The sequence below is a fragment of the Streptomyces sp. ATLC9 genome (assembly GCF_057196705.1).
Genome location: NZ_JBXUOY010000038.1, coordinates 1 through 14,615, shown reverse-complemented (window position 1 = coordinate 14,615; position 14,615 = coordinate 1). Strand labels below are relative to the sequence as shown.

General features: G+C 75.7%; 13 protein-coding genes. 7 read left to right on the top strand and 6 right to left on the bottom strand.

What is annotated here, in order from left to right; all coding sequences use genetic code 11:
- Positions 1–103: 103 nt before the first annotated feature.
- Together treY and treZ are read left to right on the top strand one after the other, a co-directional pair.
- Positions 104–2,551 carry a malto-oligosyltrehalose synthase gene (gene treY, locus AC2CJA_RS06805; RefSeq protein WP_484601753.1) on the top strand — a complete coding sequence of 816 codons (2,448 nt, stop codon included), beginning with the start codon at positions 104–106 and terminating at the stop codon, positions 2,549–2,551.
- 196 nt (positions 2,552–2,747) lie between these two features.
- On the top strand, positions 2,748–4,487 hold the full coding sequence (gene treZ, locus AC2CJA_RS06800; protein ID WP_484601752.1) for a malto-oligosyltrehalose trehalohydrolase: 1,740 nt from the start codon (positions 2,748–2,750) through the stop codon (positions 4,485–4,487).
- Positions 4,488–4,570: 83 nt separating this feature from the next.
- Here treZ and msrB read toward each other — a convergent pair whose 3' ends face one another.
- The 4 genes from msrB to AC2CJA_RS06780 form a co-directional block, all read right to left on the bottom strand.
- Complete coding sequence (msrB, locus tag AC2CJA_RS06795) at positions 4,571–4,978, bottom strand: peptide-methionine (R)-S-oxide reductase MsrB (protein WP_484601751.1); 408 nt, start codon at positions 4,976–4,978, stop codon at positions 4,571–4,573.
- A gap of 19 nt (positions 4,979–4,997) precedes the next feature.
- Positions 4,998–6,419, bottom strand: a complete 1,422-nt coding sequence (gene murC, locus AC2CJA_RS06790) for a UDP-N-acetylmuramate--L-alanine ligase (RefSeq protein WP_484601750.1) — start codon at positions 6,417–6,419, stop codon at positions 4,998–5,000.
- A 210-nt stretch (positions 6,420–6,629) separates the two neighbouring features.
- Positions 6,630–7,109: an indole-3-glycerol phosphate synthase gene (locus AC2CJA_RS06785; protein ID WP_484601749.1), complete on the bottom strand. Its 480-nt coding sequence runs from the start codon at positions 7,107–7,109 to the stop codon at positions 6,630–6,632.
- Positions 7,110–7,249: 140 nt separating this feature from the next.
- Complete coding sequence (locus tag AC2CJA_RS06780; protein WP_484601748.1) at positions 7,250–8,095, bottom strand: pyrimidine reductase family protein; 846 nt, start codon at positions 8,093–8,095, stop codon at positions 7,250–7,252.
- A 66-nt stretch (positions 8,096–8,161) separates the two neighbouring features.
- On the opposite strand from AC2CJA_RS06780, the gene zapE reads away from it, so the two are divergent.
- Positions 8,162–9,298, top strand: coding sequence for a cell division protein ZapE (gene zapE, locus AC2CJA_RS06775; protein ID WP_484601747.1), 1,137 nt, complete (start codon positions 8,162–8,164; stop codon positions 9,296–9,298).
- Positions 9,299–9,472: 174 nt separating this feature from the next.
- A complete protein-coding gene (locus AC2CJA_RS06770; protein ID WP_484601746.1) occupies positions 9,473–10,861 on the top strand; it encodes an alkaline phosphatase PhoX in 1,389 nt (462 codons plus the stop codon).
- A 47-nt stretch (positions 10,862–10,908) separates the two neighbouring features.
- Here AC2CJA_RS06770 and AC2CJA_RS06765 read toward each other — a convergent pair whose 3' ends face one another.
- A complete protein-coding gene (locus AC2CJA_RS06765; RefSeq protein WP_484601745.1) occupies positions 10,909–11,562 on the bottom strand; it encodes a GNAT family N-acetyltransferase in 654 nt (217 codons plus the stop codon).
- Positions 11,563–11,699: 137 nt separating this feature from the next.
- Between AC2CJA_RS06765 and AC2CJA_RS06760 the strand changes: the two genes are divergently transcribed.
- Complete coding sequence (locus AC2CJA_RS06760) at positions 11,700–12,425, top strand: siderophore-interacting protein (protein WP_484601744.1); 726 nt, start codon at positions 11,700–11,702, stop codon at positions 12,423–12,425.
- Between the two features lie 446 nt (positions 12,426–12,871).
- Complete coding sequence (locus AC2CJA_RS06755) at positions 12,872–13,660, top strand: polysaccharide deacetylase family protein (RefSeq protein ID WP_484601743.1); 789 nt, start codon at positions 12,872–12,874, stop codon at positions 13,658–13,660.
- Between the two features lie 34 nt (positions 13,661–13,694).
- Here AC2CJA_RS06755 and AC2CJA_RS06750 read toward each other — a convergent pair whose 3' ends face one another.
- Positions 13,695–13,886 carry a hypothetical protein gene (locus AC2CJA_RS06750; RefSeq protein WP_484601766.1) on the bottom strand — a complete coding sequence of 64 codons (192 nt, stop codon included), beginning with the start codon at positions 13,884–13,886 and terminating at the stop codon, positions 13,695–13,697.
- 89 nt (positions 13,887–13,975) lie between these two features.
- Between AC2CJA_RS06750 and AC2CJA_RS06745 the strand changes: the two genes are divergently transcribed.
- Positions 13,976–14,615: peptidyl-tRNA hydrolase (locus AC2CJA_RS06745; RefSeq protein ID WP_484601742.1), on the top strand; the 640-nt coding region annotated here is incomplete at its 3' end.

The window sequence follows — 14,615 nt, the reverse complement described above, 5'->3', positions numbered from 1 at the left end:
CGGCCGACCAGCCCGCCCGGGCCGTGCGGCGCGCCCTTCCCCGGGCGGGATGTCGCCCGGCAGGCGGCGGGTTCGGCGGACGCCGGCAGGGAACACGCACCACATGTCCCCTCAGCCCCCCGCCGTGCCCGCCGTGCCGACCGCCACCTACCGGCTCCAGCTCCAGCCCGGCTTCCCGTTCTCCGCCGCGGAGAAGACCGTGCCGTACCTGGCCTCGCTCGGGGTCTCCCATCTGCACCTGTCCCCGGTGCTGGAGGCCGCCCCCGGCTCCGCCCACGGCTACGACGTGACCGGGCACGCCCGGATCCGCGAGGAGCTGGGCGGCGAGGAGGGGCTGCGGTCGCTGTCGCGCGCCGCGCGGGAGCACGGCATGGGCATCGTGGTGGACATCGTCCCCAACCACATGGGCGTCCCCGTCCCCGAACGGCTCAACGAGGCGCTGTGGGAGGTGCTGCGCGAGGGGCCGGCCTCCCCGTACGCGCGCTGGTTCGACATCGACTGGGAGGCGGGCGGCGGTCGCGTGCTGCTGCCGGTGCTGGGCGGGCGGCCGGCCGAGGAGCTGGGGGCGCTGACGGTCAAGGGCGGCGTCCTGGCGTACCACGACCACCGCTTCCCGCTGCGCGAGGGCACCGAGCACCTGCCGCTGCCCGAGCTGCTGGACGCCCAGCACTACCGGCTGGCCTGGTGGCGGCTGGCCCGCACCGAGCTGAACTACCGGCGCTTCTTCACCATCGCCGACCTGATCGGGGTGCGTGTGGAGGACCCGGAGGTCTTCGCGGCCACCCACGCGTGCGTGCTGCGGCTGCTGCGCGAGGGCGTGGTCCACGGTCTGCGGGTCGACCATCCGGACGGGCTGGCCGCCCCGGGCGCGTACCTGCTGCGGCTGGCGCGGGAGAGCGGCGGCGCCTGGACGGTGGTGGAGAAGATCCTCGGACCCGGCGAGCGGCTGCCGGTGTCCTGGCCGGTGGCCGGGACGACCGGGTACGACGCGCTGCACCGTATCGACGGCCTCTTCCTCGACCCGGACGGGCAGGCGGAGCTGTCCGCCCTCTACCGCGGCTTCACCGGCGCCGCGCCGGACCTGGGCGGTGAGTGGGCCCCGACCGTGCGGCGGGCCGCCCGGGAGGTCGTCTCCCACGACCTGGCCGCCGAGGTCGGGCGGCTGGTCCGCACGGCCGCCGCCGTGTGCGAGGCCGCGCCCGGCCTGGCGCTGCGCGACCACGCGCCCTGGGCGCTGCGCACCGCGGTCGAGGAGGTGCTGGTGCGGGTGCCGGTGTACCGGCCGTACGTCACCGCGGGCGGACCGGTGGGCGCGGAGGACCGGGCGATGCTGGAGGAGGCGGCCGAGGGCGCGCGGGCGGCGTTCGCGGTGCCGCAGGAGGCCGAGGCGGTGGACGTGGTGCAGGACCTGGCGCTGGGGCAGCTGGGTGACGGCGAGGCCCAGCGGGACTTCTGCGCCCGGTTCGCGCAGGTCTGCGCGGCGCTGCGGGCGAAGTCGGAGGAGGACACCGCCTTCTACCGCTACGCGCCGCTGCTGTCGGCCGCCGAGGTGGGCGGGGACCCGGGCAGCCCGCGGGTGGCGCCGGAGGAGTTCCACGCGTACTGCGCCCGCCTCCAGCGCGACTGGCCGGTCACCGGCACCGTGCTGTCCACCCACGACACCAAGCGCAGCGCGGACGTGCGGGCGGCGCTGGCGGTGCTGACCGAGTGCCCCGGGCGGTGGGTGGAGCTGCTGGAGCGGGTGACGCGGGAGACGCTGCGGACCTCCGGGGTGGAGGCCCCCGACCGCCATGTGGCGTGGGCGGCCTGGCAGACGGCGTACGGCATGGGCTTCCCCTACCAGGAACGGCTGGTGCCGGCTCTGCTGAAGGCCGTGCGGGAGGCGGGGCTGCGCACGACGTGGACGGAGCGGGACGCGGAGTACGAGGAGGCCGTCGAGCGTTTCGCGGTGGCGGGGCCGGGCGGGCCGCCGCTGTACACGGTGGCGGAGTTCGCGCGGGAGCTGGCCGGCCCGGTGCGGGCCAACGTGCTCGGCGCGGCGCTGCTGCACCTGACCATGCCGGGCGTGCCGGATCTCTACATGGGCACCGAGCGGGTGTACACCGCGCTGGTCGATCCCGACAACCGGCGGCTGCCGGACTTCCCGCCCTTCCCGCCGGGCGTGCCGCAGGAGAGCTCCGAGGCGCGGGAGGAGGCCGCCTCCTGGCTGCCGGAGTCCCTGTCCGAGGACAAGCGGGTGCTGACCCGGACGGCGCTGCGGCTGCGGCGGGAGCACCCCCGGTGGTTCGGCGCGGCGGCCTCGTACGAGCCGCTGCGGGCCGCGGGGCCGGCGGCCGGGCACTGTGTGGCGTACGCGCGCTCGGGCGCGGTGGTCTGCGTCGCGACCCGGCTCCCGCTGCGGCTGGCGGAGGCGGGCGGCTGGCGGGGGACCGCCCTGGAGCTGCCGCCGGGGCGGTGGCGGGACCTGCTGGGCGGCCGGGAGGCGGAGGGGAGCGCGGGGCTGGCGCGGCTGCTGGCCGAGCGGCCGGTGGCGCTGCTGGTGCGCGGCTGAGGACGCCGGGGCCCGCATGAGCGGCGTACCGCCTTCTCGGTACCGATGTGGGCAACACCCCGATGGCGGCCCACTTCGCCCGCGCCGGGTGCCCGGCGGTGCGGCGCCGCGTCCGCGTGGACCGCGGAGCACGCTGAAACGCACCGAAACGGGCATGCTGGAGCTCTGGGGTGCCGTCGGCCGAAGGAGATCTCCGGTGTTGTTCGAGGTGTGGGCGCCATACGCGCGACGGGTCGCGCTGCACGCGGGGGGCGAGGAGCACCCCATGCACCGCGACCCGGAGCGCGAGGGGTGGTGGCGGGCCGAGGCGTCCGCCGGGCACGGGAGCCGCTACGGATTCTCGGTCGACGGCGGGCCCGTCCTGCCCGACCCGCGCGCCCGCCGGCTGCCGGACGGCCCCGAGGGGCTCGCCGCGGTGGTGGACCAGGGGGCGTACGCCTGGCGGCACGACTGGGAGGGGCTCGGGCTGGACGGCGCGGTCCTGTACGAGCTGCACGTCGGCACCTTCACCGAGGAGGGCACCTTCGACGCGGCGGCCGGCCGGCTGGGCCATCTGGCCGACCTGGGCGTCACCCATGTCGAGCTGATGCCGGTCAGCCCCTTTCCCGGGGCTCACGGCTGGGGCTACGACGGGGTGGCGCCCTGGGCGGTGCACGAGCCCTACGGCGGGCCCGAGGGCCTGAAGCGTTTCGTGGACGCCGCGCACGGACGCGGGCTGGGCGTGGTCCTGGACGTGGTCCACAACCACCTGGGACCGTCGGGCAACCGGCTGCCGGAGTTCGGCCCGTACTTCACCGAGCGCCACCACACCCCGTGGGGGGCGGCGGTCAACCTGGACGCGCCCGGCTCGGACGAGGTGCGGGCGTACTTCGCCGGCAGCGCGCTGGCCTTCCTGCGCGACCACCGGCTGGACGGGCTGCGGCTGGACGCGGTGCACGCGCTGATCGACGAGCGGGCCGAGCACTTCCTGGCCGAGCTGTCGGCGGCCGTGGACGGCCTGTCGGCGGAGCTGGGCCGCCCGCTGTTCCTGATCGCCGAGTCCGACCGCAACGACCCGCGCACCACCGCGCCGCGCGGGGCGCACGGCCTGGGCATGGACGCCCAGTGGGACGACGACGTCCACCACGCCCTGCACACCGCGCTGACCGGCGAGGCGCAGGGCTACTACGCCGACTTCGCCCGCGCCCCGATGGCGGCCCTGGCCAAGTCGCTGACCGGCGCCTTCTTCCACGACGGCACCTACTCCTCCTTCCGGGGCCGCCGTCACGGGCTGGCGGTGGACCGCGCCGCCACCGAGGCCCACCGATTCCTGGCCTACGCCCAGACGCACGACCAGATCGGCAACCGGGCCCGCGGCGACCGGCTCGCCTCCCGCCTCTCCCCCGGACTGGCCGCCTGCGCGGCGGCGCTGGTGCTGTGCGGGCCGTACACGCCGATGCTGTTCATGGGCGAGGAGTGGGGGGCGCGCACCCCCTGGCAGTACTTCACCGACCACCAGGACCCGGAGCTGGCCGAGGCGGTACGGCGGGGGCGGCGGCGGGAGTTCGCCGCGCACGGCTGGTCGGAGTCGGACGTGCCCGATCCGCAGGACCCGGCCACCCGGCTGCGCTCCTGCCTGGACTGGGACGAACCGCACCGCGAGCCGCACGCCGGCCTGCTGGCCTGGCACCGGGCGCTGATCGCGCTGCGCCGCGCCCATGTCTCGCCCCGCACCCGGCTGGTGGACGTCCACGTCGCCTACGACGAGGAGCGGCGCTGGCTGTGCATGCGCCACGGCGGGCTGCACGTGGCGGTGAACCTGGCCGGGGAGGGCGCCGCCGAGATCCCCCTGTCGGTGCACACCGCCGCCGCGCTGGCCTCCTGGGGCGAGTGCGGGGCCCCGGAGGGGGACGGCCTGCTGCGGCTGGGGCCGCACTCGGCGGCGGTGCTGCGGTAGCCCGGCCCCGCGCGCGGCGGGGCGCCGCTTTCCGCCCCCGGGCCCCCGCGGGGGCCCGGGGGCGGGCGGCCCGGCGGGACCCGTCAGCCCTCCTCGGGCACCAGCCTCAGGGAGACGGAGTTGATGCAGTAGCGCTCGTCCGTCGGGGTCGGGTAGCCCTCCCCGCGGAAGACGTGGCCCAGGTGGGAGCCGCAGCGCGCGCAGCGCACCTCGGTGCGGACCATGCCGTGGGAGCGGTCCTCCAGCAGTTCGACGGCCGAGGAGTCGGCCGGGTCGAAGAAGCTGGGCCAGCCGCAGTGGGACTCGAACTTGGTGTCGGAGCGGAACAGTTCGGCCCCGCAGGCGCGGCACTCGTAGGCGCCTGTGGTCCTGGTGTGGTTGTACTCACCGGTGAAGGCCGGCTCGGTGCCCGCCTCGCGCAGCACGTGGTACTCGGCGGGGCTGAGCTCCTGCCGCCACTGCTCGTCGCTCTTGTCGATCTCGTAACCCATGGGTGCCTCCTCGGCCTCCTCAGTTCGCCCGGCGGGCGGCCAGCCGCTCCAGCACCGTCGCGCCGAGTTCGGTGACGTCGCCCGCTCCCATGGTGAGAACGAGATCACCGGGCTCGGCCATTCCTGCGATCAGGGCGGCGGCGGCCGGCCGGTCGGACTCGGGCCGCGCGTCCGCGCCCGCGGCCAGGGCCGCGTCGGTGATGACGGCGCTGGTGACGCCCGGGATCGGGTCCTCGCGGGCCGGGTAGACGTCCAGCACGACCGCGGCGTCGGCCAGTGCCAGGGCCTGCCCCATCTCCGCGCCCAGCTCCCGGGTGCGGCTGAACAGGTGCGGCTGGAAGAGGACCAGTACCCGGCCGCCCGCGGCCGCTCCCCGGATGGCCTCGATGTCGGCGGTCATCTCGGTGGGGTGGTGGGCGTAGGAGTCGATGACCCGCACCCCGCGCGCCTCGCCCTTGGGCTGGAGGCGGCGGTTGACGCCGGTGTAGGAGGCCAGCGCCGCGGCCAGGGCGCCGGCCGGGACGCCCAGCGCCGCTCCGGCGGCCAGGGCGGCGACGGCGTTGTGGGCGTAGTGGCGGCCGGGGACGGAGACGGCGAAGGTGTGCTGCGCACCGTCGAGTACGGCGGTGACCTCGCTGGTCAGCCCCTGCGGGAGGACCTTGAGGACGCGTACGTCGGCGTCGTCGGCCTCGCCGTAGGTGAGGATCCGCGGGTCCCGGGCGTCCCCGGTGGCGCGGGCGCGCAGGCGGGCGGTGAACTCGCGGGCGCCTGCGTGGTCGGCGCTGACCACCAGGGTGCCGCCGGGGCGGACGCGGTCGGCGAAGGTGAGGAACGACTCGTGGATCTCCTCCATCGAGGCGTAGTTGGCGTGGTGGTCCAGCTCAACGTTGAGGACGATCGCCACCTCGGGTGCGTACCTGTGGAAGCTGCGGTCGCTCTCGTCGGCCTCGGCGACGAAGATCTCCCCGCCGCCGTGGCGGGCGTTGGTGCCGGGGCCGTCGAGGTCGCCGCCGATGGCGTACGAGGGGTCCAGGCCCATCGCGTCCAGGGCGACGGCGAGCATCGAGGTGGTGGTCGTCTTGCCGTGGGTGCCGGCGACGGCGATGGGGCGCAGGCCGTCCATGAGCGCGGCCAGCGCGTCGGAGCGGTGCACCACGGGCACGCCGCGCTCGCGGGCGGCGGCCAGCTCGGGGTTGTCCTCGCGGATGGCGCTGGAGACGACGGCGGCGGTGGCGTCGGCGGCGAGGTGGCCGGCGGCGTGGCCGATGCGGACGGTGGCCCCGAGGGCGCGCAGCGCCCCGGTGGTGGCGGACTCCCTGGCGTCGCTGCCGGCCACCTTCGCGCCGCGCTGGGCGAGGATCTTCGCGATACCGGACATTCCGGCTCCGCCGATGCCGATGAAGTGCGGTCGTTCCATCGCGGGCGGCAGGCCGGGCGCCATGCGGTGTCCTTTCGAGGGGTGCTCCGGCGGTGTGCCCGCCGGGGCGGTGTTCTGGAGTGTCCTGGGGTGTTCTGGGGTGGCCGCGGGGAGGCCGGATGTCGGGGCGGGTGTCCGTGCGGCGGTGCGGCCGGAGCGCCGCCACGCCGCCCGCGGGCACCCGGCCCCAGCCTATGCGAGGGGGGCGGGCGGCGTGGCGGCGCTCCGGCCGGCCTACTCTCCGTGGGCGAACAGCTTGAGCACGGGGACGCCGACCTTGTGGCGGGCCCGTGAGGCCCAGTCCCGGTGGAAGAACTCCTCCACCAGGTGCGGCGCGGTCAGCACGATCACCTCGTCGGCGGCCGTCTCCTCCACCACCGAGGTGAGCAGGTCCAGGGGGTGGTCCTGGACGATCTGGCCGACCGCCTCCGCTCCGGCCGCGCGCAGCGCGCCCAGCGAGTGCTCCAGTGCCCGCTCGGCCGGGGAGACCGGGCCGCCGACCGCCTCCTCCTCGTCCTGCCCGGTGGCCTCGCGGACGGCGTCGTCCAGCTCGCCGAGCGCCATGTCGTCCAGGGCGCGCAGCAGCCGGTCCTGGTCGCCGCGCGGCTGCATGAGCACGACGAAGGAGACGCGCTCGTCGCCGTGGAGTGTGGTGACGAGCTCGACGTCGGTGGGCACCAGCGGCTTCTCGATCATCAGTACGGATGTGAACACAGCAGGTGCCCTTCCTCCCGACGGGTCGACGACCCGTACGACGACTGTCCGGTCCCACCTCGTTGCGGGACTGCACATTTCACTCTGCGTATCTCATTCTGTACGCGTCACACCTTGTTGGCGTGAGCAAACAGATCCGGTCACTCCCGGGCCGTCCCGGGGGAGCGGCGATAGCGCGAGAAGAGGAACCCGTCCTCCTCCAGCAGGGAGGTCAGCTCGTACTCCGCGGGGGTCTCCAACCCGGGGGCGTCCAGGATGCGCGCGGCGTCCCCCGCGGTGATCCGGGGGGAGACGGTCAGGCACAGCTCGTCCAGGACGCCCGCGGCCGCGAAGCGGCCCAGCAGGCGCGGCCCGCCCTCGGTGAGCAGCCGGGTGTGGCCGTGCCCGGCCAGCAGGTCCGGCACCCGCGCCGGGTCCACCTCCGCGCCCTCCCCCGCGTGCACCACCACCGCGCCCGCCGCGCGCGCCGCCTCCTGGCGGCCGGCCGGTGCGGCCGCGCCGGTGAGCACCAGGGTGGGCACCAGCGGCCCGGTGAACAGCGGCAGGGAGAAGTCCAGGTCCAGGCTCGCGCTGACCACCGCGACGGCGGGGGCCGGCTCCTGCCCGGCGGCCTCGCGCCGGGCCGCGAACGCCTCGCGGCGGCGGGCCGGCCGGTATCCCTCCCGGCGCACCGTCTCCGCGCCGACGACCACGGCGTCCGCCAGGGCGCGCAGCACCCCGAAGATCCGCATGTCGGCGTCCGAGGACAGCGGCTGGGAGCGTCCGCCGTGGTGGGCGGCGCCGTCGAGGGAGGCGACCATGTTGCCGCGCAGCCAGGGCCGCGCGGCCCGTCCGGCCGCCCCGTCCCCGGCCGCGGCGGCGGCGGGGTAGGCGTACGCGTCGGCGATCTCCTCGAGCGTCCAGGGCCGGCCGGCGGACGGCAGCTCGTCCCGCCCGGGGGCCGTGGGTGCCGCGGAGTACTCGAAAGGGGGGAACAGGCGTCGCATACGGCGCAGTGTGGCACGTGCCACTGGCGTGTTTCGCGCCCCGCCACGCCACGTACAGTGATAAGGGTGTCGTCCTCCCCCGCCCAGAAGCCCGACCCGAACGCCGGACCGAAGCCCCCGGCGGCCGACGGGGGCGCTCCGCCGTCCCTGTGCGACCGCGAGCCGCACGTGCCCGCCGACCGCCTGGTCGCGGAGATGGTGCCGCCGCCGCGCTTCGACTCGGTGCGCTTCGACAACTACATCCCCGACCCGTCCCGGCCCAGCCAGTTCGAGGCGGTGAAGGTGCTGAGCGAGTTCGCGGGCGGGCTCGGCGGGGAGCGGCCGGGCGGTGAGGGCGGCGGCATCCGGCGCTGGTTCCGCCGCGGCGGGCGGCAGGCGGCGCCCGCCGGTCCGCGCGGGGTGTACCTCGACGGCGGCTACGGCGTGGGCAAGACCCATCTGCTGGCCTCCCTGTGGCACGCCACCGAGGCTCCACCCGAGCGCAAGGCCTTCGGCACGTTCGTGGAGCTGACCAACCTGGTGGGCGCGCTCGGCTTCCAGCAGACGGTGGCCACGCTCGGCGGGCACCGGCTGCTGTGCATCGACGAGTTCGAACTGGACGACCCGGGTGACACCGTGCTGGTCTCCACCCTGCTGAGCCGTCTGGTCGAGGAGGGCGTGGCGCTGGCGGCCACCTCCAACACCCTGCCCGGCAGGCTGGGCGAGGGCCGGTTCGCCGCCGCCGACTTCCTGCGGGAGATCCAGGGGTTGTCGGCGCACTTCCGCACGCTGCGCATCGACGGCGAGGACTACCGCCACCGCGGTCTGCCCGAGGCCCCGGCTCCGGCCGGCGACGCCGAGGTGAGCGCCGCCGCTCACCGCACCCCCGGCGCGTCCCTGGACCACTTCCCCTCCCTCCTGGACCACCTCTCCCGGGTACACCCCAGCCGCTACGGCGCGCTGTGCGACGGCGTGGAGGCGGTCTGTCTCACGGATGTCCGGCCTGTGCCGGACCAGTCCACCGCGCTGCGCCTGGTGGTCCTGGCCGACCGGCTCTACGACCGCGAGGTGCCGGTGCTCGCCTCCGGAGTGCCGTTCGACCGCCTCTTCGGCGAGGACATGCTGCGGGGCGGCTACCGCAAGAAGTACTTCCGGGCGATATCCCGGCTGACCGCCCTCGCCCGCGACGCGCGGCGCCTGACCGGGGAGGACGGCGGGGCCTGAGGGGCGGGGTCCGGCGGGAGCCGGGCCGGTTCCCGCGGGCGGCCGGATCCGTACGCCGGGAGGGTCGCGGCGCGCGCGGGCGGGTCCCACCGGGGTCGCGCCTGGTTCCCGCCGTGCCGACGGCGTGGTACACACAAGCGGGTCATCAACCTGTCCGCCAGCAGGGAGTCGCCCATGTCAGCAACGCGACGCCAGGTTCTGGGAAGCGCCGCCGCCTTCGGGGCGGGGATCGCCTTCACCGGATCGCTCTCCGAACTGTTCGCCGGTACGGACTCCGCCCACGCCGCGGCCGGCGGCCGGGGCGGGTACGGTCCCCTCGTGCCCGACCCCGACGGCCTGCTCGACCTGCCGAAAGGTTTCCGCTACCGGGTGCTGTCGCGTGAGGGCGAGCCCATGCTCTCTGGCCGGGGACCGGTCCCCGGCAACCACGACGGCATGACCGCCCTGCCCGGCCCGGTCCCCGGCCGTGTGCACCTGGTGCGCAACCACGAGAACCGTCACAACGCCCCCCGCCGCGTCCCCGCCGTGCGCGGGCTGACGTACGACCCGCGGGGCATGGGCGGCTGCACCGTGCTGGAGCTCTCCGGCGGCGACCGCGTGCTGGACGAGCGGGTGGGCGTCGCGGGCACCGCGGTGAACTGCGCGGGCGGCCCGACCCCCTGGGGCACCTGGCTGACCTGCGAGGAGACCGAGGACAGGGCCGGTGTCAACGGCTACACCAGGGACCACGGCTTCGTCTTCGAGGTCGGTCTGCGCCCCGGTCACCGCACCGTCCCCGAACCGCTCACCGCGATGGGCCGCTTCCAGCACGAGGCCGTCGCCGTCGATCCGCGCGAGGGCGTGGTCTACGAGACCGAGGACGCCTTCGACCACCCCTTCGGCCTGTTCTACCGTTTCCTGCCGCACCGGCCCCGCGGCGGCTTCGACTCGCTGCGCGCGGGCGGGAGGCTGGAGGCCATGCGGGTGCCCGGCGTCCCGGACCTGTCGGCCGTCACCGAGCCGGGCACGCGCTTCGACGGCGTCGAGTGGCTGCCGGTGCCCGATCCACTGGCGAAGCGGACGCCCGTCCGCCTCCAGGACTTCGGCCGCGGCGGCGTCACCCACGCGCAGAAGCTGGAGGGCTGCTACTGGGGCGGTCACCGGGGCGCGGGCGCGGTGTACTTCGTCTCCAGCTACGCGCGCGGCTCCGAGGGTTCGGCGGCCGACCACTTCGGCCAGGTGTGGCGGTACGAGCCGGGCCGCCGCCGGCTGACGCTGGCGGTGGTCTTCGGGCCGGACACCGGGGTGGACACCCCCGGCGAGTCCCCGGACAACATCTGCCTCGCCCCGGGCGGTGGTCTGATGGTCTGCGAGGACGGCGGCGGCGAGCAGCACGTCTACGGCCTCACCCGCCACGGCGAGGTCTACGCCCTGGCGCGCAACGCCCAGAACACCGGCACCGCGCGGGAGCCGGCGTACGGCGAGTTCGCGGGCGTCACCTTCTCGCCCGACCGCCGCACCATGTACGTCAACTGCTACGACCCGGGGACCACGTTCGCCGTCACCGGGCCCTGGCGTCACTGAGGCGGGCGGGACCGCGGTGGCCGGGGTCCGACCGGGACCGACCGGGGTCAGCCGGTGACCGCCTCCCGCCGCAGGAAGGCCAGGCGGGCGCGCTTCTCCGGGAGGCTGACCTGCGGCAGCCCGACCGCGGGGAGCACGATCTCGGGCCCCTGCTCGAACCCGGTGCGCAGCATGCGCGCGATCGCCTTCTCGTTGCGGGCGTCCGGCTCGACGACGATCCGGCGGCAGTCTGGGTCGGCCAGGAGGTACTCCAGGATCGCGGCGCCCAGGCGGCCGGTGAACCCGGTCTCGCCGGCGCCCGCGGCGGGGGCGAGCAGCAGGTGCGCCCCGAGGTCGCCTGGCCGGACCTCGTAGCACAGCCCCACCCGGTCCTCGGCGGGGTCGTAGGTATGGAGGAGCGCGACGGGTTCGCCGTCGCGGTGGACGAGGAAGGCGTGGTGGGTGGCGAGGGTGTCCGTGTGGGCGTAGACCTCGCGGACCTCCCGGACGTCCATCGAGCCCATTCCCCAGAACGCGGCGCGCTCCTGGGTGACCCAGCCGTGGATCAGGGCGGCGTCGCGCTCCGGGTCCACGGGGGTGATCCGCAGGGCCCCGAAGCCCTCGACGGCCCGCTCGTGGACGGGTTCGCGCGGAGGGGTGGTGGCGTGGGAAGTGGCGTGGGAGTCGGTCGGGACGGCGGTGGCGCCGGTGGGTCTGGACACGTTCTCTCCGAAAGGGACGAGCTGGGACGGACAGGCTCGAACGGGGGCGCCGCGAGCACCCCCCGGCCGTCAGGTTAGGCTAACCTAACCACAATGACGGCTGTCCGGGGGCATCCCGGGACCGGGGAGGAGAGACCGTGGGGCATGGCTGGGAGGGCGTGGTCCTCAAACTGCTGCGAGGCAGGGACTTCGAGTTCACCGTGACCGGAACCGAGCAGGTCACCGAGCACTACCTGAGGATCCGGATGACGGACGGCGGAATGCTCGCCTCGACCGGCGTCCACCCGACGATGTGGGTCCGCCTCTGGTTCGAGAGCGGGGGCAGACCGCACCAGCGCGCCTACACCCTGGTCGATCCCGACCCCGAGGCCGGTACGTTCGCCCTGGAGTTCGCGCTGCACGAGGGCATCGCCTGCGACTGGGCGCGCGGCGCACGGCCGGGCGACACGATCGAGGCCACCGTCCAGGGCACGGGGTTCGCCGCGCCGTCGCCCATGCCCTCCCGGCTCCTGGCCGTCGGCGACCCGGCGTCCCTGCCGGCCGTCAACTCGCTGCTGGACGCCTTCCCCGGCACACCCGCGACCGTCTGGTTCGAGACCGCGCACCCGCAGGACGCCGAACTGCCGCTGCGGCTCCGGTCCGGCCGGCACGAGGTGCGGTGGGTCCCGCGCCGGGACTCCGGCGCCCACCTGGTGGCCGAGGTGACCGCGGAGCTGCCGAAGCTGCTGGAGGACGAGCGGACACCTTACGTCTGGATCGCCTGCGACACCGCCACGACGCGCGCCCTCGCCTCCCACGCGCGCAGGGAACTGGGCGTTCCGAAGGACAGGGTGCACGCGCTGGGCTACTGGCGCGCGACCTGACGCACAGTCCCGCGCACGGGTGGCGTACGGCCCCGGGCGCGGAGCCGGCGCGCCGCCACCCGGCCGGGCGTCACCCGGGCCGGGGGCGGCGGTAGTCCGACAGGAGCAGCACCCCGCGCGGCCGTCCCGGATCGTCGTTACGTTCCGGTCATGACCGTCTCCGTGCGCCGCACCGCCCGTCCTCTGACCGCTCTCGCCCTGGTCGCCGCCGTGACGGCGGGCTGCGGGGGGGGGGGGGGGGGGGGGGGCGGGCGGCCCCCCCCCCCCCCCCCCCCCCCGCGTCCCCGGCCTCGCCCTCCTCGCCCGCGGCCTCGGAGAGGGCTTCCGGGAAGGACGGCTTCTCCGCCTCTCCGCGCTCCTCCCTCTCCCGCCCGGAGGGCGACGACGAGGCCGCCTCGCTCCCGTCCGGGCGCTACGCCACCCTGCCCGCCTCCATCAGCGGCCGGGTGCCCGTCTTCCGGCACGGCCCGCGCGCCGAGGACACACGGGCCGACGGCGGCGAGGGCGGGAGGCCGGAGGAGGACGGCGGAAACCGGGAGAAGCGGAAGAGGGCCGGGAAGAGCGGCGACGAGGAGGACAAGATCGTGGCGCTGACCTTCGACGCCGCCCTGTCCGCCGAGGACACCGAGGACGCCGAACACGCCGGGGAGGACGGTGAGCGCCACGACAACCCCGGACTGATCTCCGCCCTGCGCCGCGAGAAGGTCCCCGCGACCGTCTTCATGTCGGGCCTGTGGGCGCGGACCTACAAGCACCAGGCACGCGCCATCGGCCGCGACGACCTGTTCGAGGTCGGCAGCCTCTCCCACTCCCACCGCGCCTTCACCGGCGACTGCCGCGACCTTCCCGCGCTCGCGCCCGACAAGCAGCTCGCGGATGTCCTCAAGGGGCAGAAAACGATCCGCGCGGCGGGGGTGAAGAACCTGACGCCCTACTTCCGCTTCCCCGGCGGCTGCTTCGACGACCGCTCCCGGCGGGCGATCGCCCCGGCGGAGGTGACGGCGGTGGCCGGCGACGTGGTCGCGCCGGACGCCGGGGAGAAGGACCCGGAGAAGGTGGCCGAACGGGTGCTGAAGGACATCAGGCCGGGCTCGGTGGTGGTGCTGCACTGCGACCGCGAGAAGGCGCCGGCCACCGAGAAGGCCGTGCGCCGGATCGTCCCGGAGCTGAGGGAGCGCGGATACCGCGTCGTGCGCGTCTCGGAGATGATCGCCTCGGCCATGGGCCGGGACTGAAGCCCCGGCCCCGGGCGCTCCCGTCCGGGGCCGTTCAGCAGGAGCAGGCGACGCGTTCGGCCTCGTGCCACTCGCACACCGGGCACAGCGTCGCGCCACGCGTGCTCGCCGGGTACTCGGTCGGCTCGCCGCACTGCACGCACACGGCCCGCTCCTCGCGCCCGGCGCCGTCGGCCTCTCGGACGGCCATCGTCTCGGGTGCTGTCCAGCCGGATACGAACTCCATACGGCCGAGCGTACTCCCGGCCCCGCCCGCCCGGGACCTCGTACGAAAACGGGTGCGAACGCCCCGGCGGCGGCTGGCACACTGGCCCCGTGAGCACCTCCGACGCCCCCTCCGCCGACCCCTTCACCGGCCCTGCCCCAGACCCCGCCGCCCGCGAGGCGTCCGCCCGGGACGCGGCCCCGCAGTACGTCCTGCCGCTCGTCGTCCGGATCGAGCGATCCGCTCCCCCCGGCCCGCCCGCGCGTACCGACGCGCTCGAGGCGGCGGCGCGTGCGGTGCTGGTGGTGCTGTCGGACGAGCGCACGGCGGACTCCGGCGGCGAATGGCACCAGGCGGTGCGCGACTGGCAGGACGGGCGCATCCGCAAGGTGGTGCGCCGGGCGCGCGGCGCGGAGTGGCGGCGGGCCCTCGCCCTGCCGGGCGCCACGGTGACCGGCGGCGGCGAGCACCCGGCCGAGGTGCGGGTGTTCCCGCCCGTGCCACTGGACGGCTGGCCGAAGGACCTGGCCCGCCTCCAGGTCTCCGGCACCGAGCTGGAGGACCCCGTACCGCCCGCCGAGCCGGAGCCGGGCACACCCGTGCTGTGGCTCAACCCGGAGCTGGAGATGTCCGCGGGCAAGGCGATGGCCCAGGCCGGGCACGGCGCCCAGCTCGCCTGGCTGGCGCTGGACGGCGCGGCGCGGGCCGCCTGGCGCGCGGCCGGCTTCCCGCTCGCGGTCCGCGCCGCCC